General features: G+C 49.0%; 24 protein-coding genes and 1 pseudogene. 15 read left to right on the forward strand and 10 right to left on the reverse strand.

Annotated elements, in window-relative coordinates; translation table 11 throughout:
• Positions 1-12: 12 nt before the first annotated feature.
• Positions 13-873 (forward strand): carboxylating nicotinate-nucleotide diphosphorylase, encoded by an 861-nt coding sequence (gene nadC / locus ABGT54_RS02680; protein ID WP_346662720.1) that lies wholly within the window; start codon positions 13-15, stop codon positions 871-873.
• A gap of 46 nt (positions 874-919) precedes the next feature.
• Complete coding sequence (locus ABGT54_RS02685) at positions 920-1,441, forward strand: transcription repressor NadR (RefSeq protein ID WP_346662721.1); 522 nt, start codon at positions 920-922, stop codon at positions 1,439-1,441.
• Positions 1,442-1,457: 16 nt separating this feature from the next.
• Here the strand turns inward: ABGT54_RS02685 and ABGT54_RS02690 are convergent, their stop codons facing one another.
• Positions 1,458-2,408, reverse strand: coding sequence for an MFS transporter (locus tag ABGT54_RS02690; protein ID WP_346662722.1), 951 nt, complete (start codon positions 2,406-2,408; stop codon positions 1,458-1,460).
• 137 nt (positions 2,409-2,545) lie between these two features.
• Positions 2,546-2,824: a type II toxin-antitoxin system HicB family antitoxin gene (locus tag ABGT54_RS02695; RefSeq protein ID WP_346662723.1), complete on the reverse strand. Its 279-nt coding sequence runs from the start codon at positions 2,822-2,824 to the stop codon at positions 2,546-2,548.
• Between the two features lie 171 nt (positions 2,825-2,995).
• Between ABGT54_RS02695 and ABGT54_RS02700 the strand changes: the two are divergent.
• The 3 genes and pseudogenes from ABGT54_RS02700 to ABGT54_RS02710 form a co-directional block, all read left to right on the forward strand.
• Positions 2,996-4,361: pseudogene (locus tag ABGT54_RS02700) on the forward strand (transposase); the annotation flags it as partial.
• A gap of 394 nt (positions 4,362-4,755) precedes the next feature.
• Positions 4,756-5,223: a flavodoxin gene (locus ABGT54_RS02705; RefSeq protein ID WP_204909884.1), complete on the forward strand. Its 468-nt coding sequence runs from the start codon at positions 4,756-4,758 to the stop codon at positions 5,221-5,223.
• Positions 5,224-5,237: 14 nt separating this feature from the next.
• On the forward strand, positions 5,238-5,804 hold the full coding sequence (locus tag ABGT54_RS02710) for a class I SAM-dependent methyltransferase (RefSeq protein ID WP_346662916.1): 567 nt from the start codon (positions 5,238-5,240) through the stop codon (positions 5,802-5,804).
• Positions 5,805-5,808: 4 nt separating this feature from the next.
• On the opposite strand, the gene ABGT54_RS02715 is transcribed toward ABGT54_RS02710, so the two are convergent.
• Complete coding sequence (locus tag ABGT54_RS02715; RefSeq protein WP_346662724.1) at positions 5,809-6,726, reverse strand: radical SAM protein; 918 nt, start codon at positions 6,724-6,726, stop codon at positions 5,809-5,811.
• Positions 6,727-6,887: 161 nt separating this feature from the next.
• On the opposite strand from ABGT54_RS02715, the gene ABGT54_RS02720 reads away from it, so the two are divergent.
• From ABGT54_RS02720 to ABGT54_RS02750, 7 genes are all read left to right on the forward strand, one after another.
• Positions 6,888-7,367: a pyridoxamine 5'-phosphate oxidase family protein gene (locus ABGT54_RS02720; protein ID WP_346662725.1), complete on the forward strand. Its 480-nt coding sequence runs from the start codon at positions 6,888-6,890 to the stop codon at positions 7,365-7,367.
• 80 nt (positions 7,368-7,447) lie between these two features.
• Entirely contained in the window at positions 7,448-9,202 is a 1,755-nt protein-coding gene (gene iorA, locus ABGT54_RS02725) for an indolepyruvate ferredoxin oxidoreductase subunit alpha (protein WP_346662726.1), read from the forward strand.
• Positions 9,202-9,771 (forward strand): indolepyruvate oxidoreductase subunit beta, encoded by a 570-nt coding sequence (locus tag ABGT54_RS02730; protein ID WP_204930428.1) that lies wholly within the window; start codon positions 9,202-9,204, stop codon positions 9,769-9,771. Before iorA ends, ABGT54_RS02730 begins: the two co-directional genes overlap by 1 nt.
• 127 nt (positions 9,772-9,898) lie before the next feature.
• Positions 9,899-11,230: a phenylacetate--CoA ligase gene (locus tag ABGT54_RS02735; protein ID WP_346662727.1), complete on the forward strand. Its 1,332-nt coding sequence runs from the start codon at positions 9,899-9,901 to the stop codon at positions 11,228-11,230.
• A gap of 16 nt (positions 11,231-11,246) precedes the next feature.
• On the forward strand, positions 11,247-11,690 hold the full coding sequence (locus ABGT54_RS02740; RefSeq protein WP_346662728.1) for an amino acid-binding protein: 444 nt from the start codon (positions 11,247-11,249) through the stop codon (positions 11,688-11,690).
• Positions 11,691-12,111: 421 nt separating this feature from the next.
• The gene (locus ABGT54_RS02745) at positions 12,112-12,318 is read left to right on the forward strand and encodes a helix-turn-helix transcriptional regulator (RefSeq protein ID WP_204908324.1); all 207 of its coding nucleotides are present in this window, start codon (positions 12,112-12,114) and stop codon (positions 12,316-12,318) included.
• A gap of 1 nt (position 12,319) precedes the next feature.
• Positions 12,320-13,093, forward strand: a complete 774-nt coding sequence (locus tag ABGT54_RS02750; protein ID WP_346662729.1) for a DUF3169 family protein — start codon at positions 12,320-12,322, stop codon at positions 13,091-13,093.
• A gap of 101 nt (positions 13,094-13,194) precedes the next feature.
• On the opposite strand, the gene folK is transcribed toward ABGT54_RS02750, so the two are convergent.
• The 6 genes from folK to ABGT54_RS02780 all read right to left on the reverse strand — a co-directional run bounded on the left by folK (position 13,195) and on the right by ABGT54_RS02780 (position 17,880).
• Positions 13,195-14,013: a 2-amino-4-hydroxy-6-hydroxymethyldihydropteridine diphosphokinase gene (gene folK, locus ABGT54_RS02755; protein ID WP_346662730.1), complete on the reverse strand. Its 819-nt coding sequence runs from the start codon at positions 14,011-14,013 to the stop codon at positions 13,195-13,197.
• A 36-nt stretch (positions 14,014-14,049) separates the two neighbouring features.
• Positions 14,050-14,865 carry a dihydropteroate synthase gene (gene folP, locus ABGT54_RS02760; RefSeq protein ID WP_346662731.1) on the reverse strand — a complete coding sequence of 272 codons (816 nt, stop codon included), beginning with the start codon at positions 14,863-14,865 and terminating at the stop codon, positions 14,050-14,052.
• Between the two features lie 2 nt (positions 14,866-14,867).
• Positions 14,868-15,422 (reverse strand): HD domain-containing protein, encoded by a 555-nt coding sequence (locus ABGT54_RS02765; RefSeq protein WP_346662732.1) that lies wholly within the window; start codon positions 15,420-15,422, stop codon positions 14,868-14,870.
• A 1-nt stretch (position 15,423) separates the two neighbouring features.
• Positions 15,424-15,987 (reverse strand): GTP cyclohydrolase I FolE, encoded by a 564-nt coding sequence (gene folE, locus ABGT54_RS02770; protein WP_346662733.1) that lies wholly within the window; start codon positions 15,985-15,987, stop codon positions 15,424-15,426.
• Between the two features lie 58 nt (positions 15,988-16,045).
• Entirely contained in the window at positions 16,046-17,353 is a 1,308-nt protein-coding gene (locus ABGT54_RS02775; RefSeq protein WP_346662734.1) for a folylpolyglutamate synthase/dihydrofolate synthase family protein, read from the reverse strand.
• A gap of 329 nt (positions 17,354-17,682) precedes the next feature.
• The gene (locus tag ABGT54_RS02780; RefSeq protein ID WP_204908317.1) at positions 17,683-17,880 is read right to left on the reverse strand and encodes a cold shock domain-containing protein; all 198 of its coding nucleotides are present in this window, start codon (positions 17,878-17,880) and stop codon (positions 17,683-17,685) included.
• Positions 17,881-18,071: 191 nt separating this feature from the next.
• On the opposite strand from ABGT54_RS02780, the gene ptsP reads away from it, so the two are divergent.
• From ptsP to ABGT54_RS02795, 3 genes are all read left to right on the forward strand, one after another.
• A complete protein-coding gene (ptsP, locus tag ABGT54_RS02785; protein WP_346662735.1) occupies positions 18,072-19,697 on the forward strand; it encodes a phosphoenolpyruvate--protein phosphotransferase in 1,626 nt (541 codons plus the stop codon).
• 48 nt (positions 19,698-19,745) lie between these two features.
• Positions 19,746-21,065 (forward strand): D-serine ammonia-lyase, encoded by a 1,320-nt coding sequence (gene dsdA, locus ABGT54_RS02790; protein WP_346662736.1) that lies wholly within the window; start codon positions 19,746-19,748, stop codon positions 21,063-21,065.
• An 83-nt stretch (positions 21,066-21,148) separates the two neighbouring features.
• The gene (locus ABGT54_RS02795; protein WP_346662737.1) at positions 21,149-21,934 is read left to right on the forward strand and encodes a GH25 family lysozyme; all 786 of its coding nucleotides are present in this window, start codon (positions 21,149-21,151) and stop codon (positions 21,932-21,934) included.
• A gap of 91 nt (positions 21,935-22,025) precedes the next feature.
• Here ABGT54_RS02795 and ABGT54_RS02800 read toward each other — a convergent pair whose 3' ends face one another.
• Positions 22,026-23,027: a LacI family DNA-binding transcriptional regulator gene (locus tag ABGT54_RS02800; protein WP_346662738.1), complete on the reverse strand. Its 1,002-nt coding sequence runs from the start codon at positions 23,025-23,027 to the stop codon at positions 22,026-22,028.
• Positions 23,028-23,148: the final 121 nt, after the last annotated feature.

The following is a 23,148-nucleotide window of genomic DNA, read 5'->3' on the forward strand; positions in this document are numbered from 1 at the left end:
GGAGAAAACTACATGAATCAGATTACCATGACGCTTCAGGCAGATCATCTGCTCCTGGAGGCATTGAAAGAAGATATATCCAGTGAAGATGTGACAACGAATGCGGTGATGAAAGAAGCGGTGCCAGGAGAAGTGGATCTTCTGGCAAAGGAAGAGGGCATCGTTGCAGGACTGCAGGTTTTTGAAAGAGTGTTCCGCCTCCTGGATGAAAAGACAGAGGTTGAGTTTTATTGCAAAGACGGAGATCCGGTGAAAGAAGGACAGCTTATGGGAAAAGTACGGGGAGACATCCGGGTGCTGCTCTCTGCAGAGCGGGTGGCCTTAAACTATCTGCAGCGAATGAGCGGTATTGCTACCTATACACATTCTGTGGCATCTCTTCTTGCCGGGACAAAGATCCGGCTTCTGGATACACGCAAGACCACGCCTAATATGCGGATTTTTGAAAAATATGCAGTTCGTGTGGGAGGAGGATACAATCACCGGTACAACTTGTCTGACGGGATTCTTTTGAAAGATAACCATATCGGCGCGGCAGGCGGCGTCAGAGAAGCAGTAAGGATGGCAAAAGAATATGCGCCTTTTGTGCGGAAGATTGAAGTTGAGACAGAAAATCTGGACATGGTAAAGGAAGCTCTGGAAGCAGGAGCAGATATTATCATGCTGGATAATATGACGCCGGAAGAGATGAAGGAAGCGGTGCGCCTTATTGACGGCAGAGCAAAGACGGAATGCTCCGGCAATGTAACAAAAGAAAATATCAGCCGGCTTGCCGACATCGGTGTGGACTATATCTCCAGCGGCGCGCTGACACATTCTGCTCCGATCCTGGATATTTCCATGAAAAACCTGAGACGGATCGGGAAGGTGTAAGAAGCCCGGCGAAGGGAAAACACAGGAAAGAAGGGCAGGGAACGAAATGACAGGTGCAGAGAGAAGAGAGGAGATCATCCGCCGGATCCGGGAAGCGGATCAGCCTGTTCCGGCCAGGGATCTGGCGGGCCTTTATCATGTGAGCCGGCAGGTGATCGTACAGGATATCGCACTGATCCGGGCATTGGGATATGAGATCATATCTACCAACAGAGGGTATCTGCTGCATATGCCTTCGGAGGTGAGCCGGGTATTTAAAGTACGGCATACGGATGAACAGTTGGAGGAAGAACTGTGCGCCATCGTAGATCTTGGAGGCACCGTGGAAAATGTAATGGTCAGTCACCGGGTCTATGGACGCCTGGAGGCAGAGCTTGGGATCAGTTCCAGGAGAAAGGCCGCAGAATTTCTGGAAGACATTCGAAGTGGGAAATCCAGTCCCCTTAAAAATATTACCTCCGGCTACCATTATCATAAGGTGACGGCAGACAGTGAAAAAACGCTGGACCTGATCAGGGAAGACCTGAAAAAGCGAGGATTTCTGGTAGAGACAGAGGAGACAGCCTGACGGTTCGGCTGCCATATTAGATATGGTCCCGGTTTGGCGCGAAGAGTCCGTAAAATAAAAGGCAGCTGACGATACAGATCCCTGTGCCAAACAGGAAGGCGCCGGTCAGAGTCCGGTCTGCCAGTGCGCCGAAGACAAGATTTGTCCCGATTGCCACACTGTTGAGCAGCATAGAATTGACGCTAAGAGCAGTGGCGCGGTTGTCTGTCCGGATCTGCCGGTTCTGGATTTCGGTCAGGAGAGGCTGGAACAAAGTATTGCTGAATCTGAGGATCAGGATGGCCGCCGCAGACGGGAACGCCAGATGGGTCGCTGCCAGGGTAAGGCAGGAAGCGATCGCCATGCAGCAAAAGAGCAGAAGGGAGTTGCAGATTCCCAGCTGTCCGGTGACAGAGGAGGAACAGAATCCAAAAAGTCCCAGCAGGGTAGCTGCCACAAAGAGGAGTCCGATGGAGGAGCCGGACAGGCCGCATTTTTGATATTGCAATTGATTCAAGAATACTGTGATGGTCTGATGGGTTTCAGACAACAGCGCAGCTGCAATGAGGAACAGAAGCAGCGAACGGTTCTTCATTGCCTTTTTTATTGTGGCCCGGAAAGGCTCCGCATCTGTTTTTTTCACGCTGTGAATCCGGACATCCGTCAGAAAGAGGGAAAGAAAAGCAGCGACTCCGTAGCTGATCACGGTAAGAAAACCGGCAAATCCATCCGCTTTCCAGAATACGATTTTGGAAATCAAGTAGAGCACGGAACAAACGATGATCGTATGGCGGCAGCCAATCTTGTCTGCGATGATCCCCCAGGGGATTTCCAGCAGGATTAAGAGTGCAAGGGAGATGCTTTCGATCAGGGTAATCTGAAAGATGGTAATCCCGTGTGCCTGCCGGTACAGGGTGGCAATAGGGCCGTAGAAAACCATACCCTGCAGAAGGGCAATGGCGTACATGATCCATAGATTTCTTTTCATAATAAAAGTCCTTTCTCATTTTAAGTACAACAAACAGTCACCATTTAAATGGTGACTGGAGATCCCAATAAGAATGTACTTAAAATTTAGATTGGACTTCTTTTCATACTTAGATAGCTCCTGTTTCTTAAGAAAAATTATTCGTCCCAGCCTTCGTAAAAGCGGATATTAACAGAAATATTGCGGACAATGTCGCCGTCAGAGGTCTTAATGTCTTCTATGTCAGAGACATGAGGCAGAACCGGATCTTCTTCTTCCAGTTCTACGCCGATCCAGGTCTTGGCGGCATCATTGGCATTATCAATAGCGTCGTCCAGCGTATCGCCGGAGGCCTCGCAACATTCCAGATCCGGGAAAAATGCGTGGTAACGGCCGTCTTCTTTTTTGCGGAAAACCGCAGGATATATAAAAATCATGTCGTTTGTTCTCCTTTTCTTACTACCATAACTTAGGCGTTTGCGAAACGCCAAAAGCCGCATAAATACGGCATTTTTTGTTGCCAAAATAAAATATCTCCTCAAGGTTTATGGTAAAATAGAGTTGACTAGAAACTATTAACCAATCCACCTTAAAGGAGATATACCTATATGATAACACATAAGCAGCTCACTTTGGCAGAAGTTTTTGAAGATTGTCAACATAAATTCGATAATGACAAATATCATTTTCTAGCACTTCTTGATGAAGCCATTAACCTTGATGAAATTGTTCCTGTTTCTTTTGTTTCTCATTTTCACGCCCAAACCGGAAGACCTCGCAAGCACCAGCTTTATCCTATGCTCAAGGCACTTCTGCTCCAGCGTATTTTTTCAATCCCGACGGACACGCTCCTGATTGTGTTCTTGAAATACTCTCAGGAACTTCGTGATTTTTGCGGCTTTGATGTTGTACCAGACGGTTCAAAATTCACTCGCTTTAAACAGGATTTCTTATCGGACTTACAATCTATGTTCGATCATCTTGTAGATCTGACCGAACCGATATGCCAAAAGCTGAATCCGGCTCTTGCCGACATGACTATCTTTGATACCTCCGGTATTGAAGCATGGGTTACAGAAAATAATCCGAAGTATGCCAACCGTATTATTAAACAGCTGAAGGCTTTTAAAAAATCCCATAACCTTGATGATTCCTATGATCCTTACAAAGCCGCTTATGGTTCCATGCCAACTCATGCTGCATCCAACCAGGCAATCCAGCAGATGTACATCAATGGTCACTTCTGTTATGCCTATAAATTCGGTATCGTCACAAATGGACTTGGCATTGTCCGCGACATATCTTTCTACAACAAGGATTTCCTAAATGCACATCCTGATATTGTTGTAGAAAAGAAATCGGATTCTCCGGATGAGGATAAATCGCTTGCCGACTCAAAAGCGCTGCTTCCTGTTTTGATTGATTTTTTCAAAAAACATCCTTTGATTGAGCCAAAGACTTTTCTTGGCGATGCCGCCTTTGATACGATTGAAATCTATAAATCTCTTTTCGAGGAGATTGGATTCCATAAAGCTTTTATTCCCCTCAGGGTAAAACTTTCCATGGAAGGAACGGACTACACAGTGAATGAAAATGGTATTCCCTGCTGCCCACATGATCCAACACTTCCTATGAAACGGGAAGGAAGCAAATCCCATTTGCGCAGCAAACTTCCTACCATGAAGTTTGTATGTCCAAAAATGAAATGGGAATACAATCCTGCCGACAAGTCAAAATGTCGGGTATGTCACTGCGATAATCCATGCACCACTTCTTCCTGCGGACGAATGATTTATATTTATCCAGAGAAAAATCTCCGCGCCTATCCTGGTGTAGAACGAGGTTCCCAGGAATGGGAAGACACTTACAAAATCCGTGTAAATGTCGAAAAATCAATCAACCATTTCAAGGATAGTTTCTGTATTGCGAATCGTAAAACACAGAATGAAAAAACGCTTCATGCCGATTTACTTCTTGCAGGAATTACACAACTTATTACCGTACTTGTTGCTGATAAAATCCACCAACTTCAATACATACGAAGTTTAAAACCTTTGATTGCCTGACCTTTGGTATTTATAACATTTTTTCTTCGCAGTCCATCTGGGAAGTTATTTTGTCATGTCTAATTTTGATGTCACCTGCTTCTCATCTTAGGAATCCTGCATTGCAGGATTCCTACCGCATTTTTAATCAGGATTGCGACCTTGTTTCGCAATTACCTACTACCATAACTATATAGTAGAACGATTGGTAATTGCAACAGGTTTTAAAGATAAAATAATATTGACACTGTGTCAGGAGTGTACTATTATATAAATAGTGACATAATGTCAGAATAAAAGATCGAAAATAAGGAGGAATCAATATGAATACAAAGAAACTGGTGGCTTATTTTTCAGCAAGCGGCGTGACTGCAAAGGCAGCCAGAAAGATTGCGGACGCGGCAGGAGCGGAACTCTATGAGATCCGGCCGGCAGTGCCTTATACTTCTGCGGATCTGAACTGGAACAATAGCAAAAGCCGCAGTTCTGTGGAAATGAATGATCCGGCTTCCAGGCCGGAGATCGCGGAGCCGGTACCGGATATGGATCAGTATGACACCATCTGGATCGGGTTCCCTGTGTGGTGGTATGTGGAACCGAGGATTGTAGATACTTTTCTGGAGTCCGGTAACTTTGCGGGCAAGAAACTGATTCCTTTTGCAACCTCCGGAGGCAGCGGGATCAGTCAGGCAGAAAAAAGCTTAAAGGAGCACTGCCCGGAGGCAGACTGGCAGGCGGGCCGGCTGGTAAATGGCGGTGACATCGAGGCATGGGTGAAAGAAAACCTGTAAAGGAGGAGACCATGATGCGTCCGTCACAGATCACAGCGTGGTGTCAGATGATCCTTCGTACACTGGCGCCCCGGGAGGGACTTTATATTGATGCAACCATGGGAAATGGCCATGATACCCGGCTGCTTTGTCAGATGGCGGGAGAAACGGGACGGGTCCTGGCATTTGATATCCAGCAGAAGGCGCTGGAGGAAACCAGACGTCTGCTTGTCCGGGAGGGACTGGAAAAGAGAGCAGAACTGATCCTGGATGGTCATGAACATATGGACCGGTATGCAAAAGCAGAAACGGTAGACGCGATCTGCTTTAACTTTGGGTATCTGCCGGGCGGGGATCATGACATTGCCACCCGTGCAGACACCAGTGTGCAGGCGGTGGAAAAGGGACTTTGCCTCTTAAAGAAAGGCGGTCTTATGAGCCTTTGCATTTACAGCGGAGGGGACACCGGATTTGAGGAGCGGGACCGGCTGCTTGCCTATCTAAAAAGCCTTCCTGCAAAAGAATATACGGTGATCCGCAATGACTATTACAACCGGAGCAACCATCCTCCGGTACCGGTTTTTATCTGGAAAGAGGGCTAACCTCTTACAGACCTTCCAGGTCAAAAGGAGGCGTGTATTCTTCTTTTGCGCTGGAACGCTCCTGCATAAAGCCTTCGTTAAGCCCCAGGGCAAGAGCCTTGTCCAGAACTTTTTTATATTCATAGGACGTGACGCGCCGGTTGATCTCCGGGTAATCCTTTGCCCGGAAAAAAGGAGTATACTGGCTTAACAGACTTAGAAGAAAACTGCCCTTTGGGAGAGAATCTGCCATCCATTCCAGGATGCGCGCAGAATCTTCTTTCTGTCCGGGCAGGACCATATGGCGGATCAGTGTGCCTTTTTGCAGGCTTCCGTCGCTGGCAAATACAGGGATTCCGGTCTGCCGGATCATTTCTTTTACCGCTTTTGATGCGAAAGAGAAATAATCCGGCGCGCCGGAATATTTTTTTGCCGTATCCGGAGAAAAATATTTCAGATCCGGCAGATAAATATCAATATAGCCGTCCAGCATCCGTAAGGTTTCCGTCTGCTCATATCCGCTGCAATTCCAGACGATGGGAATGTGAAGGTGTGGTCGGATGCGGTCGAGGACAGGAAGGAGAGAAGGGAGAAACTGGGTGGCAGTGATAAGATCAATGTTCTGGGCTCCCTGTTCCTGAAGTCCCAGCAGGATTTCTTCCAGACGCTCCTGTGTGAGAATTTTTCCCAGACCTTCCTGACTGATGGGATAGTTCTGGCAGTAGCAGCATTTCAGCGTACAGCCGGAGAAGAAGACGGCGCCGCTTCCGCCCTGACCGGACAGACAGGGTTCCTCCCACAGGTGAAGGGCGGCCCTGGCCGCGGTAAGAAAAGCGCCGCATCCACAGACGCCTGGACGGGCCCGGCGGTCGGCATGGCACATGCGGGGGCAGAGGGTGCAGTCCTGATAGAGGACCTGGAGTGTGGAAAGATCGGTTGTCATGGGATACCTCCTGATTGAACTCCCGCAGGGCGGGACAGATTGCATATATGTGTAATTATAGCACACAGGCGGGAAAGAGGCGATTTTATATTTCTGATTTGACACTGTCAGGGGGAAGTTTTACAATTGATTTCATAAGCAGACAGGAGGAACAGTAGCAGATGCGAAGAAGAGAAAGAGAAGTAACGGATGCCGGAGAAATCAGGGAAATCCTGGATGAATGTAAGGTGTGCAGGCTGGGGCTTTCCGACGAAGACGGGATTTATATGGTGCCCATGAATTACGGATACCGGGAGCAGGACGGAAAGCTGATCCTGTATTTCCATGGCGCAAAAGAAGGAAAGAAAGTGGAAATGATCCGTAAAGATCCCAGGGCAGGATTTGAGATGGACTGTTGCCACGGACTGCAGGAGGGAGAGAAGGCCTGTCAGTACAGCTATTATTTTGCCAGTGTGATCGGAACGGGTAAGGCACAGATCCTGGAAGACCCGGCAGAGAAACTTACTGCGCTGGAAATCATTATGAAGCACCAGACCGGGAAAGAGTTTACGGAATTCCGGGAGAATCCGGGGCTTGAAAAGACTGTGGGGATCATTAAGCTGGAAGTGGAAACATATACCTGTAAACGACATGTTTCTTAAATTTTGTGCTTTAATTCGTGAAAGTATTGTGGTACAATAAACGGGTGTAGTAATGTGATTTGTGAAAGGATGAAAATGACATGGCAGAGAGTAAAAAAGTGATCATGCTGGGCAATGAAGCCATTGCCAGAGGGGCATATGAAGCGGGAGTCAAAGTATCCGCCGCTTACCCCGGCACGCCCAGTACAGAGATCAGCGAGTGTCTGGTGAAATACAAGGACGACCTGTACTGCGAGTGGTCGCCCAATGAGAAGGTGGCAACAGAAGTGGCGATCGGCGCGTCTGTCGTGGGCGTGCGCGCTATGTCCTGCATGAAGCATGTGGGATTTAACGTGGCGGCGGACCCGGCCTATACCGTTTCCTATATGGGAGTAAACGGAGGCCTGGTGATCGTGGTAGCGGATGATCCGGGGTTATACAGTTCCCAGAATGAACAGGATACCCGGATGGTGGCAAGAGCCGCTCAGCTTCCGGTACTGGAGCCGTCTGACAGTTCAGAGGCCAAGGAGTTTATGAAGCTGGCCTTTGATTTAAGCGAAAAGTTCGACCGGCCGTTTGTATTCCGGACCACAACCAGACTGGCACATTCCCAGGGACTGGTGGAGTTGGGAGAACGTGTCTGTCCGGAAGATAAACCTTATGTAAAAGACATCCGTAAGACGGTTATGATGCCGGGTAATGCAAAGCTTCGGCATGTAGAGATTGAAAAGAGAAATCTGGAACTGAAAGAAGCAGCGGATACGCTTTCTATTAACCGTGTGGAGATGCGGGATCCGAAGATCGGTGTGATCACCAGCGGTATTCCCTATCAGTATGTGCGGGAAGCGCTGCCGGAGGCATCTGTTTTGAAGCTTGGCATGGTGAATCCTCTGCCAAGAAAGATGATCGAGGACTTTGCATCGAAGGTAGAGACTCTGTACATTGTAGAAGAACTGGATCCGGTGATCGAAGAACAGGTAAAATCCTGGGGCATTTCCGCTATCGGAAAAGAAATATTTACAGTGCAGGGCGAGTACAGCGCCAACATGATCAGGGAAGCGATCCTGAAAGAAGATCTGGGGTTGGATCAGCCGGCCGCAGCGCCAGGAAGACCGCCGATCCTCTGCCCGGGCTGTCCTCACAGAAGTGTCTATTATGTGTTGAATAAATTGAAGCTTCATGCGGCAGGAGACATCGGATGTTATACGCTTGGAGCGGTTGCGCCTTTAAGCGTGGTAGATACCACCATCTGTATGGGAGCCAGCATCTCCAGTCTTCACGGCATGGAGAAGGCAAAAGGAAAAGAATATATCAAGAACTGGGTGGCAGTGATCGGAGATTCCACCTTCCTGCATACCGGAGTGAATTCCCTGATGAATATGATGTATAACCAGGCCACCGGTACAGTGATTATCCTGGATAATTCCACCACCGGAATGACCGGGCATCAGGATCACGCGGCTACCGGAAAGACTCTGCAGGGAGATCCGACCTACGCGATCAATATCCCGGCGCTCTGCAAAGCCATGGGAGTAAAAAATGTAGTGGAGATCAATGCATTTGACATTGAGAATCTGGAAAAGGTGATCAAAGAAGAGGTGGCGAAGGACGAGGTGTCTGTGATCATTACCAAGACGCCCTGCGTGCTTCTGAGCAAGGCAAAGAAGCCTCTTTATACCGTACATACAGACAAATGTAAAAAATGCGGCATGTGCATGCGGCCCGGCTGTCCGGCTATGACCAGAAATGCAGACGGAACCATCCACATTGACGATACCATGTGTACCGGCTGCGGTCTGTGTGAAAGCTTGTGTAAATTTGATGCGATCGAGCTGGTAAAGGAGGGGGACAGATAATGGAGACAAAGAATATTATGATCGTCGGCGTTGGCGGACAGGGAACACTTCTTACCAGCAGGATCCTGGGAGGACTTGCGATCGCCGGCGGCTATGATGTGAAACTTTCCGAAGTGCATGGGATGGCGCAGCGCGGCGGCAGCGTGGTTACGTTTGTCCGTTATGGAGAAAATGTGGCGGAGCCCATCGTGGAAGAAGGCCAGGCGGATGTGATCATTGCCTTTGAACGCCTGGAGGCTCTCCGTTATGCACATTTCCTGAAGAAAGACGGGGCGCTGGTTGTCAATGACTGGCGGATCGATCCCATGCCGGTAGTGATCGGAGCAGCCGAGTATCCGGATCATATTATCGAAGACTTAAGGGAGCGTCACAAGGTTTATACCGTGAATGCCACCGAAGAGGCCAAGAAACTTGGCAATCCCAGGGTATTTAACCTGGTTGTGCTGGGAATTGCCGCCCAGCATATGGATTTTACAAAAGAGCAGTGGTATGAGGTGATCGAAAAAACGGTTCCGCCAAAAACCATTGAGATCAATAAAAAGGCGTTTGACGTAGGATACCATTTATAGAGACTCTCGCGGGTATCAGATCCGCGAAAAGGGACTCAAGTCTTGTGTCAGGACTTATGGGCGAATCGGCGAAGTCGTGTGAGTGGGGAAAAAAGATATATTTTAAGCAACAGGAGGAAAGAGAGAAATGGCAGGAGTAGCACTGGAAAACTGGGTGGAACAGATCCGGGATCCGAAGATCGAGTGTATGAGCAGGGATGAAATGTCTGCCCTGCAGAGTGAGCGGCTGGTAAAACAGGTAAAAAACGTGTATGACCACGTAGAGTTTTACCGCAAAAAGATGGATGACTTGGGAGTAGAACCGGGAGATATCAAAGGGATCGAAGATATCAGCAAACTTCCATTTACGACAAAGGAAGATTTAAGAGATCATTATCCGTTTGGGCTTCTTGCGGTTCCGCAGGAGCAGATCGTCCGTGTACAGGGAACTTCCGGAACCACCGGAAAACTTACGCTTGCTTCTTATACACAAAAGGATGTGGATGTCTGGGGAGAATGCGTGGCAAGAGGACTGACTATGGCGGGACTTACGTCAAAAGACCGGATCCATATCTGCTATGGATATGGACTGTTTACCGGAGGAATGGGTCTGGATTACGGCGCCCATGCCCTCGGGGCGATGGCGATCCCGATGTCCGCAGGAAATACCAAGCGTCAGCTGATGTGTATGGAAGATTTCGGAGCTACAGCATTTGCATGTACACCGTCTTATGCGGTATATCTGGCAGAGGCGGCCCAGGAGGCAGGGATTGTAGACCGTCTCCAGATAAAAGCCAGCATCAACGGCGCAGAGCCCTGGACCGATGAGATGCGAAAGAAGATCGAGAGCATTTTACATATCAATACGTTTGATATTTACGGACTGTGCGAGATCACAGGACCGGGCGTGGCCATGGACTGCATCCATCACAAAGGACTGCATGTGCATGAGGATTTCTTCTATCCGGAAATCTTAAATCCGGCAGATCAGACGCCTTGTGCGGACGGCGAGACCGGTGAGCTGGTATTTACCACCCTTGTAAAAGAAGGCATGCCGCTTCTGCGTTACCGGACCAAGGATCTGACCAGCATTGACCACACCACTTGCGAATGTGGAAGAACACTGCCCAGGATCCAGAAGTTTACCGGACGTACCGATGACATGAAAGTTATCCGCGGCGTCAATGTATTCCCGACGCAGGTAGAAGCAGCGCTTCTGTCCATGGGCGGCGGTGTGGCGCCACATTATCTGATGATCGTAGACCGGGAGAACAATCTGGATGTGCTGACAGTTATGGTAGAAGTTGATGAAAAATATTTCTCCGATGAGATCCGTAAACTGGACGAACTCAAGAGCCGGGTGGCCGCAGTCTTAAAGCAGGCTCTTGGCGTATCTGTAAGAGTGAAGCTGGTAGAACCAAAGACCATTCAGAGAAGTGAAGGCAAGGCAAAACGAGTGATCGATAACAGAGTTCTGTAAAAAGGGGGAAAGATCCATGAGTATCAATAACACAATTCAGCAATTATCAGTATTTCTGGAAAACACAGAAGGGCGCCTGGACGAAGTGCTGGATATCCTGGCAAAAAACGATGTAGATATCGTGGCGCTTAGTCTGGCAGACACTTCCGATTACGGAATGCTCCGTATGATTGTATCTGAGCCGCAGAAAGGCCGCGCAGCCCTGAAAGATGCGGGGATCACCGCTATGCTGACAGACGTGGTGGCGCTTCGTGTGCCTCACGCCACAGGATCCTTAAGCAAGGCGATGCATCAGATTGTAGAAGGCAATGTGAATATCGAATACATGTACGCGTTCGCCAACGGTTCTGATGCAGCGGCAGTATTGAAGAGCGATGATCCGAGCCGGGTAATCGATATCCTGAAAGGCAGCGGGTTCGACGTATACAGCGCAGACGAAGCATATCGCGCAAATCGGTAATCGTAAAGATTATGATAATGATAGTAGCCAAAAGACATCTTCGAGAACGAAGATGTCTTTTTTTTCTTGTACTGGCGACGAGCCAAAGTCCGGGCTTGCCCGAGACCTTGGCGACCGCTTACAATCCCGGAATGTTCCTTTTGGCACTTCCGGTGATTGATATTCGGGTACACCCTGAAATTCATTTGGGTACACCGTGAAATGCAATTTGGGACGTAGACCTTTTGCAAAGGTCTACGTCCCCCAAAAAAGATGTTGACAAATAAAGTTGTCAATGTTATAGTTTGGATGACAAGAAAAGTTGTCAAAATGAAAACTATATTTGTCATGACAAGAAAAGAAGTTTATACATGCATGAATATTTACGAATGGATTTCCATGGCTGCTTTAGCGAACAGCTACGCGGAGAGGAGAGGTGTATATGGGGCTTAAGAACCATGTGAAGGAACATCGGGCAAGATTGAATGTGAATCAATCGCAGCTGGGCAAGATGGCTGGAGTATCCAGACAGACGATCAGCCTGATCGAGAGGGGCGATTATTCACCGTCAGTGGCACTGGCGTTGAAACTTGCGAATATTTTTGGAGTTCCTGTAGAAGAAATTTTTGAGCTTGAGGAGGATGAGTAATATGAAGACAAAGAGGGAAAATAAATTGAATTCATATGTGAAAATGATACTTATTATGTGTGGAGGCGGAGTGATCGGTGCATTTTTGGGCGCGGGGATATTTATGCTGCAGGATGGAATAGATGAACCGTTCCCGCCAGTAGCAGAATGGCTTGGCAATCAGGTGGCTGTAATCTTGTGGATTTTTGTGGTGATATCTCTGATTTTAAGCCTGATCTGCTATCGAAATGCAGAACACTATATCCGGCAGATGGATGTGGAAGATGATTCGCTGATGGAAATGCTGGATTGCGGATATGAGCGGTGGAGTTCTTTCGGAGTAGCAGGGGCGAACGTAATTGTGTGTCTTGCAATGGTGTTCTTTGCTTTCGGCTTTCCGGTTGAAGATGAAGAAACCGCAAAGCGTCTGCTGGGAGCGATAGCGCCGTTTCTTCTTACAGTCATTGTGTGTACGATGTATCAGGTCGCCGCTGTCAGACAGATGCGTAGAAAAGATCCTTCCAAGAAAGGGGACGCGGCGGATCTGCATTTTGAAAAAGAGTGGCTGGAAAGCTGTGATGAAGCAGAACAGACGATAATCTATAAAACCAGTTACAAAACATTTGTCCTGATGAAGACAATCCTGATGGTATTGCTGGCAATTGCAATGCTCGGCCAACTTTGCTTTGGAACAGGGATGATGGCAGTTGTGTTGCTGGCATTTGCCAATATCATTATGCTGACCACATATTCTATCTACTCGGTAAAACTTCAGAAAATGAAATATGAGGGATAAAGTTGATTGGGTACACCCTGAAATCCATTTAGGTACACCCTGAAATGCAATTTGGGACGTAGACCTTTGCAAAAGGTCTACGTCCCAAATTATGTCCCAAATTACGTTGCTACTTCCCGGAGCATTTCCTGCACGGTCTTCCCATTTGCCGGATGGTGAAGATAAGGTGCGATTTCTGCCAGGGGTTTTAGAACAAATTCCCGATTTGCCAGATCAACGTGTGGGATGCACAGAGTGGGATCGCCAAGAATCAGGTCGTCATAAAACAGTATGTCCAGATCCAGTGTTCTTGGCCCCCAGCGGCGGATTCGCTCGCGTCCGGCCTGCTGTTCTATCTTGTGCAGCTCGTCCAGAAGTTCGTAGGGTGTGAGCAGGGTGCGAAGTTTCAGGCATGCGTTCAGGAAGTCATCCTGGTCTGTGACGCCGTAGGGGCTGGTGACCAGATAATCAGAAACTGCCTCTACCTGGCAGGCTTTGTGTTCTTTCAAAGCCTGCACTGCCTGGTCGAGATAGGCTTTTTTATCGCCCATGTTGGAGCCGATCCCCAGATAGGCAGTGTGCCAGCTGCGGTGGATTTTTACGGCGACGGATTTCAGAGGAAGTCCTATGGGCGCCCAGGGCTTCTGGATTGTAAGTTCTACGGCATCCAGCCCGGGTGTGTGCAGAAGCAGCGCTTCTGCCAGCGTCTCGGCCGCGCGTTCGATGAGATGGAAAGTGTGGTTTTTCAGGAACTGGTCGATAAACTGGCAGATAGCGCCATAGTCAATGGATGTCGTTAAGTTATCGGTAGTCCCGGCTTCCCGGGTGTCTGTAAACAGTATGGCCGAAACGAGAAATTTCTGGCCCAGTTTATTTTCTTCCGGAAAAACCCCGTGATTTGCGAAGATTTCCAGTTTTTTAATGATGATCTGATCTTTCATAAAAACTGCCTCCCTGATCTAACGTATCGTTTGCATTTAGTATTTGTCCGCGTTTCGGATTGCTTCTGTCATCTGGATCGCCCGCCTGTTCGCCTGTACATCGTGCACCCGGATAAAGGAGCAGCCGTGAAGCATGCCGTAAACGGTGGTGGCAAGGGTTCCTTCTTCTCGCTGATCAGCTGGCAGATCAAGAGTCAGGCCGATCACGGATTTCCGGGATGTTCCAAGCAGCACCGGGTATCCCAGTTCCTGCATCCGGTCAAGGTTCCGGATCACTGCCAGGTTCATGTCATAGGTTTTCCCAAATCCGACGCCTGGGTCAAGCATGATCCGGTCGTCAGAAATGCCGGCAGATTTGGCGGAACGAATACATTTTCTAAGATCTTTCAGAAAATCCGGGAAAAAATCCTGATAATCCGCTTCTTTCCGGTTGTGCATCAGGCAGCAGGATGCCTGGTATTTACGAATCACCGGGCCCATTTCCGGATCGTACTGAAGCCCCCAGATGTCGTTGACCAGGTCGGCTCCAGCTTCCAGGGCGGCTCTTGCCACCTTGGATTTATAGGTATCAATGGAAATGGGAATGTCAAACCGCTGGTGTATGGCTTCGATCACGGGTGCGGTCCGCGAGATTTCTTCTTCATCCGTAATCTGCGTGTGGCCGGGGCGGGTGGATTCTCCGCCTATGTCCAGGATATCTGCGCCTTCCCGGATCATTTCTTCTGCATGAAACAGGGCGCTGTCCAGGCTGGTATATTTCCCGCCATCCGAAAAGGAATCGGGAGTTGTATTGAGGATCCCCATGATATGGGTGTGATTTTTCGTGTCAAACTGTCTGTTTCCAATAATCATGATCAGATAAAAATCTCCTTGTTTTTCTTGGTTTCCGGCCAGTCGCAGGAGTCTTTCGCCTCGCAGTGAAAGCAGGCTCTGGAAGCCTTGTCGCTTTCGTAGAGCAGGCGCTCCAGCGGTTCTGCGCCGGATCTTAATGTCCGGTGTCCGCGGATGGCGGTCAGGATCTGCCGGATATCTTCCGGGGAAAACCACGCTCCGCCTGGAAATGCCTTGGCGGTAGTTACAATATCCTTAAGGATACAGGAAGCGATCCTGGCGCTGGCAATCTCATGGGGCGTTCCATCTTCATACTGCTGCCATTTTCCGATGTCATGCAGAAGGGCGGCCGCATAGATCTGGTCTTTTGAGACCGGGATATTTTCTTCCAGGGACCGGATATAGGCGATCCTGGCGGTATCCAGAAAATGTTCCATCCCGTGCCGGCAGTAGATCCTGTCTTTTTCCCATTCCTGGATCCGCTGAAAAGAGCTTTGAAAAAGCGGATGCTTCCATATGGCTGTCATTTTGCGTGAGAAAAGGTTCTTTTCGCTTCCTCTTTCTGCTACAGGATCCATATTACACATTCCTTTCTAACATCCGGAAGAAACGCGCTTCCAGATACGGATCTGTGGCAAAAAGCCCGCGTCTGGCCAGACACACTGTTTTGCTTCCCGGTTTTTTGATGCCGCGCATGGTCATGCACAGATGCTCGGCTTCAGTCATAACGAGAACGCCCTTTGGCTGCATGCAGGTCATCAGAGCTTCTGCGATCTGGTCGGTCAGCTGTTCCTGCAGCTGCAGTCTTCTGGCATAGACCTCCACAGTCCGCGCCAGCTTGCTAAGGCCCACTACCTGGCCGTCGGGAATATAAGCGATATGTACCTTCCCAAAGAAGGGCAGCATGTGGTGCTCGCAGGTGGAATAAAAAGTAATGTCCTTTTCCAGCACCATTTCACTGTTGGTGGTCTGAAACATTTTGGAGAGATGGGTGGAAGGGGTTTCCTCCATGCCTGCAAAGAGTTCCGCATACATCCGGGCAATCCGGTCCGGGGTCTCAAGAAGCCCCTCCCGGGAAGGATCTTCGCCGATCCCTTCCAGCAGCAGGCGTACGCCTTCTTTGATTTTGTTCTGATCGATCATGATGGATTCCTCATTTCTATATAAATATGTTGTTTACAGATCCTGCATAAATATGTGTTTACGGATTTGGCCTACTTATGGCTTCTACAGATTCGGCAACTGCGCCAAGATAAGAGAGCGAACCAAAGGCAACAATGACGTCGTGCTTTCCTACTTCCTGCAGGGCAGACCGGACTGCTGCATCTATGGAAGGCTCTGCCTGAACCGGTACATTTTCATTGCAGTATTCTCGCATCACCAGGGCCAGCGTCTGCCCCGGAAGAGAGCGGGACGCGTCCGGAAGAGTGACTGTATGAACGGAGGCTGCAAGAGGAGCCATAATGGCCGCAATGTTCCGGTAATCTTTATCTTTAAAAACGCCCATGACCAGGATCAGACGTTTTCCGGGAAAGCAGCGCTCCAGAGTTTCTCTCAGACAGCGCGCGGCCGCGGGGTTGTGGGCGCCGTCCACAAAAAAGAGAGGTTCCTTTTTCAGACAAGTGAACCGGCCGAACCACCGGACGCCGGAAAAACCACGCCGGATGGCATCTTCCGGAATAGAATAGCCCTGCTGTTTCAGCCCTGTGATCACCTCCAGAGCCACTGCCGCATTGACCGCCTGATGTGTCCCGGGCAGAGAAACCGGCAGATCCTGATATTCCTGATAGGAAATGCTTTGTCCCAGGCAATCCTCCCGCAGGATCTGAATATCCGCAGCATTTACCGTGTGAAGGGGACATCCATTCCGGGCGGCCTGGCATTTTAGTACGGCAAGCACTTCGTCATCCTGCGGAGCAGAGACCACCCGGCAGCCCGGCTTGATGATGCCGGATTTGGTCCGGGCGATTTCCTCGAGAGTGTTTCCAAGAATTCCCAGATGATCCAGGCTGACGGCGGTAAACACCGCGCACACAGGAGACGGGATAATGTTGGTGGCATCACTTTCCCCGCCCATCCCACATTCCAGGACAACAAAATCACAATGTTGCTCCTTGAAATACAAAAAAGCTATTGCCGTTTCAATTTCAAACACAGTCGGACTCGACTTACCGGCTGCTATCATACGGTCAATAGCTTGCATTGTCTGCTCTGTCAGTCTGGCGAAAGTATCTTCAGATATCGGGATCTGATCCACCTGAATCTTTTCCAGATAGGAAACCACTGTCGGCGATATATATCTGCCGGTCCGGTATCCTGCTTCGCTTAAGACTGACGAAGTGTATGCAAGCACAGATCCCTTTCCATTGGTTCCGGCAATATGTATGAAATTCAGATCTTTCTGCGGATCCTGAAGTTCACGCAACAGCTCACGAATCGTATCCAAGCCAAGTACACTTCCGTATTTCGACACATGGTCCAAATATACCCTTGCTTCTTTATAGGTCACGTTCTTCGTTTCCCTTCTATCTAATTTTTCTTTATACTGATGTTCATCATATCACTAAACAGCAATTACGACAAGGGCAAATTGGGGACGTAGTCTTTTTGCAAATTACCCCGTCCCCAATTTGCAAAGTACTACGTCCCAAATTGCAAACCACCCTGTACCAAAATGAAAATTACCCTGTACCTGATCGGTACATGAAAAGACCGGCAGCTATGCTGCCGGTCTTTAGCCATAATCGAAAGTTTCGTGTATTGTTTTTAAATATCTAAATCAAAGCTGTTTTATCTATTCAAAAAGGTACATTTAATTTACGATTACCGCCCAGGGAATTAAAGTTTTGTCACGTTTACTGCCTGCGGTCCCTTTGCGCCTTCAGTTACGTCGTACTCTACTTCCTGTCCTTCGTCCAGAGTCTTGAATCCTTCCATGTTCAGTCCGGAGTAGTGTACAAACACGTCGTTGCCAGATTCATCAGAGATGAAACCATAGCCTTTTTGGTTGTTAAACCACTTTACTGTACCCTTCATATGATACCTCCATAAAAAAAGAAAAAGTTTGTAACCGGTCCGGTCTGTCCGGAACCAGTTGAATACGAAGAAAGCGTAGCATAAGTGGGACAAAAAGTCAATGGAAAACCAAGTATCTTGACGAATCGAAACCAACCATGTAAAGTATAATTAGTTCAAAAAATAACGGTTTTAGAAAAGGATCGAAGGTTATGATTACATTAACGGGGAAAAAAGTATCAGAAGGAATTGCGATTGGAAAATTATCTTTTTATAAAAGAGAAGGGAAGGAGATCCGTCGTATTTATGTAAAAGACGTGGAAAAGGAAGTGCAGCGTTTTCAGAAAGCGCGCACAAAGGCGATCCAGGAGCTGAAGAACCTGTATGACGCAGCGGCTAAAGAAGTGGGCGATGCCAATGCCGCGATCTTCGAGATGCAGCAGACAATCCTGGAACGGCCGGAACTGGTGGATCAGGTGAACCGCTTTATTGTGGATCAGAAATTAAATGCGGAATATGCGGTGCAGACCGTAGCGGAAAACTATCTTTCCGAAGAAAATCCAGAACAGAAGATCTATACGCAGGGCCATGACGTGGATATTAAAGATGTGGCCAATCGTGTCCTTAAGATCTTGTCCAGAAGCTGGAAGGACCGGATGCTGATGGACGAGCCGTTTGTCCTGGCGGCGGGAGAATTGTATCCCAGCGAGGCAGTACAGCTTGATAAGTCAAAAGTCCTGGGGTTTGTGACCAGATATGGTACCATTAATTCCCATACGGCCGTTCTGGCAAGGACCAAGGGGATCCCTTCTGTAATCGGTCTTGGAGAGGCTCTGAAGAAAGATTATGACGGAAAAATGATCATCATTGATGGTTACGAGGGGAAAGTCTATATTGAGCCGGATTATTCCACATTGACAAAACTGAAACAAAAGAAGGACACGAATGTCACTCATGTGAAAAATCTGGAGCGGCTGAAAGGAAAAGAAAATATCACCCAGAGCGGCCAGAGAATTGACATTTGCGCCAACATTGGAACCAGAGAAGATATTGAAAGCGTGATCCGCAGCGACGCCGGCGGCATCGGCCTGTTCCGCAGTGAGTTTCTGTATATGGAAAATGGCACCAAGCTGCCGACAGAAGAGCAGCAGTTCCAGGTATATAAGCTGGCCGCAGAGGCCATGGGCGTGAAAAAAGTAGTGATCCGTACCGCTGATCTGGGTGGAGAAAAGAAGGCGGACTGCCTGGACGTGGGCGCAGAGTCCAACCCGTCCATGGGCCTTCGGGGAATCCGGATCTCTCTGGAAAAAGAGGAGATTTTTAAAACCCAGCTTCGCGCTATTTTGCGGGCATCTGTCTATGGAAATGTATCTATTATGTTTCCGATGATCACATCTGTGGAAGAGGTGACGCGGGCAAAACTTCTGCTGGAAACAGCAAAACGGGAATTAAAGGCAGAAAAGAGCGCTTTTGATGAAGAAATCCAGGTGGGGGTAATGATCGAAACACCTGCGGCGGTTATGATCAGCGGAGAGCTGGCAAGAGAAGTAGACTTTTTCAGTATCGGCACCAACGATCTGACCCAGTTTACCCTTGGTATGGACCGGGGAAATGAAAAACTGGTAAAATTCTACAACCCCCGCCATCCGGCGCTGATCAAGATGATCCGGATTGTGGCCAATAATGTACATCTGGAAGGGAAAAAGATCAGTATCTGTGGAGATCTGGCGGCAGATCTGGAACTGACAGAAACATTTGTGCAGATGGGCATTGATGAATTGTCTGTGGCGCCGGGACAGGTGCTGGCGCTTCGGAAAAAGATCCGGGAGATCCAGTAAATATCCCTGCAGCCGGAGAAAGGCTGTAAGAGCAAAGGAGGGATGATTATGGAAAAAAGTTATGCACAGGATCCGTTGATACAAAAGATCGCGGCAGCAGAGGAAGTCTGCTGGGTAAATGACAAGCTAATACCATGGGAGACGGCAAGGGAAAAACTTCCTGTGACAGCAGAAGAAATCCGGGAAGCCACAGACCGGCTGGAGCGGTTTGCGCCGTTTATCCGGAAATGTTTTCCGGAAACAGAGCCGGAACAAGGCAGGATAGAATCGCCCCTTACCAGGATCCCCGGGATGCAAAAGATGCTGGAAGAAACTTACGGATGCAGGATTTCTGGGGAACTTCTTTTGAAACAGGACAATGCCTTGGCAGTGGCCGGTTCCGTAAAGGCAAGGGGCGGCATCTATGAAGTGCTGAAACATACGGAAGATCTGGCGCTGGAGGCCGGGCTTTTAACAGGAGCAGAAGATTATTCCGTGCTTGCTTCGGAAAAATGCCGGGAATATTTCGGCCAGTATAAGATCCAGGTGGGATCTACCGGAAATCTGGGTCTAAGTATCGGGATTGCCAGCGCTGCCATTGGCTATCAGGTGATCGTGCATATGTCGGCGGATGCCCGTCAGTGGAAAAAAGATATGCTGCGCCGCCATGGTGTGAAAGTAGTGGAATATGCGTCCGATTACAGCGAAGCGGTAAAAAACGGAAGGAAAGAGTCTGACGCAGATCCGAAGAGTTATTTTGTGGATGACGAAAATTCTAAAAATCTGTTTATGGGATATGCGGTTGCGGCCGGACGGCTGCACGCGCAGCTGGATGATCTTGGCGTGACAGTGGATGAGGGACATCCGTTATTTGTCTATATTCCCTGCGGGGTCGGAGGAGCGCCGGGCGGGATTACGTTTGGCCTGAAAGAAATCTGGGGAGACCATGTCCATGTGTTCTTTGTGGAGCCCACGCAGGCTCCCTGTATGGTTCTGGGAATGGCAACCGGACTGCACAATCAGATCTGCGTGCAGGACGTGGGGCTGACCGGACAGACCCATGCCGACGGGCTGGCAGTGGGACGTCCCTCCGGATTTGTGGGAAAGGTAATGGAACCTCTGCTGTCCGGAGAATTTACGCTGGAAGACAGATGGCTTTACGATTATATGCGGATGCTTTGGGATACAGAAGATATTTTCATTGAACCCAGTTCCTGCGCGGCTTTTGCAGGGCCGGTAAGGCTGCAGGCCTGTAAGGAGACCCGGGAGTACCTCGAAGAGAGAGGTCTGAAGGAGCAGATGGGTCAGGCGGTACAGATCGTCTGGGCCACCGGAGGGCGGCTGGTGCCAGAAGAAGTACGGGAAGAATATCGGAAAACATATCTTTAAGTGAAGCACTTCCGGCCGGAAGTTTTCATATGCTGATACTGTATCAGTAAAACAGCAGGTTTTACAGAAAGGAAGGATACAGTATGAGTTTAAATGGAATCGATATCTCCAGCTGGCAGACAGGGATCGATCTGTCTAAGGTGCCCTGTGATTTTGTGATCATCAAGGCGACAGAGGGCGTGACCTATGTCAATCCGGATTGCGACCGGGCGTTCCGGCAGGGGGCGGATCTTGGGAAAAAGCTGGGAGTATATCATTTTGCAGGAAAAAACGAAGCTTTTGCCGAGGCAGAGTATTTTGTTGATCATATCCGGGGCTATATCAAGAAAGCAGTTCTGGCATTAGACTGGGAAGGAAACGGCGTGTCGCGGGGGCCGGCCTGGGCAAAAGACTGGCTGGACCGGGTGTACCAGCTGACCGGGGTAAAACCGCTGCTCTATATGAGTAACAGCACGGTTCACGCTTATGACTGGACGTCTGTGGTAAACGGGGATTACGGATTGTGGAACGCCGGATATTATAAAGGAAATACGCCGATGGGATACAATCCGGGAGCGCCTCTTCTGGGCGGAACCGGAGCCTGGAAATTCGCGGCGCTTTATCAATATACGTCGAACGGCCGTCTGCCGGGCTACAGCGGAGATCTGGATCTTAACGTATTCTATGGAGACCGGGCGGCATGGAACGCCTATGCGGGAGGAAGTCCTGCCCAGGCAGCGCCCGAACCGGTGTATTATACTGTGAAAAGAGGAGATACCTTAAGCGGGATCGCCGCAAGATACGGAACCACCTATCAGAGACTGGCAAGGATCAACGGGATCAGCAATCCCAATCTGATCTATCCGGGACAGAAGATCCGTATCTCTTAGAAAACAAAAGAAGACGGGAAAAGATCATTCATAAAAAGAGGGAGATATGCACAAAGCAGTGCGTATCTCCTTTTCTGTGAGCGGAATTCTTTTATCTTACCGGTTTCACCGTCCCGGTGGAATTTCGTACGATCAGTTCTGCATGGAGCAGAAGCGTTCCGATCGGAACCTGGTTCCTCAGGCTTTCCAGCGCATAATATCCGCTTTTGCCAAGCTGCAGCCGGTCCTGGCGCACCGTGGTCAGAGGAGGTGATGTGTAGGCGCAAAATGGCAGGTCGTCAAAACCGATGATACTGATATCCTCTGGAACGCGGTATCCCATCTGCTGGCACTGCACCAGAGCGGCGCTGGCGATCAGGTCATGGCTGCAGATGATGGCGGTCGCCTGTTTTTCGGACAGGAGACGGGGCAGATGTTTCTCTACACAGCAGGAAGTATAGTGAGAACTGCCGGTGTCGGAAAGATCGGCGGAAAGTTCCTGCTGTTTCATGGTCTTAAGGAAAGCGTCCAGACGGATCTGCATGATGTGGGAGTTCAGAGCGTGGCTCAGATAACCGATTCTCTGATGTCCCAGACTTTTTAAGTGGGAAACAGCCAGTTCCATGCCCTCCCGGTTGTCGATCCCTATGGCGGCCATACAGGGGTTGGCGGAAACGTAATTATCATAAAGGACCGCCGGCGTATGGCTGGAAGGAAATTCTTTCATCCAGGGATCTTCCAGGGAAAAACCAAGGACAAAGGCGCCCAGATAGTTATATTGCAGCATAAAGCTATCATAGGAAAGAGAATGCTGCAGACCCTCAGTGACCGGGATCACATCCACCGTGTATCCGGCGGGTTCAGCCATCTGGCGGAATCCCAGGATCAGGTCATATCCGAACGCGCCCGGGGCCTGGTATTCCATACGCTGGATCAGGATACAGAGCCTCCGGCTTTTCCCGGATCTTTGGATCTTGTGATATCCCATCTCTACGGCAGTGTCGATGACGGTTTTCTGCAGGGATTCGCTGATGTCTGGCGCGCCGTTCAAAGCTTTTGATACTGTTCCTTTTGAAATTCCGAGCTTATCCGCAATATCCTGCAAAGTTGCCATAGAAGACCTCCTGGTGAAAAAAGATTTCGTAATATTTCGGAAACCTGCATATTTTTAATGCAGATTCTGTGTTCATTTGGAATTATTATATCATGAAATAAAAAGAATACAAGAAAAAAGG

This window comes from uncultured Merdimonas sp., assembly GCF_963929015.1.
Taxonomy (GTDB): domain Bacteria; phylum Bacillota; class Clostridia; order Lachnospirales; family Lachnospiraceae; genus Merdimonas.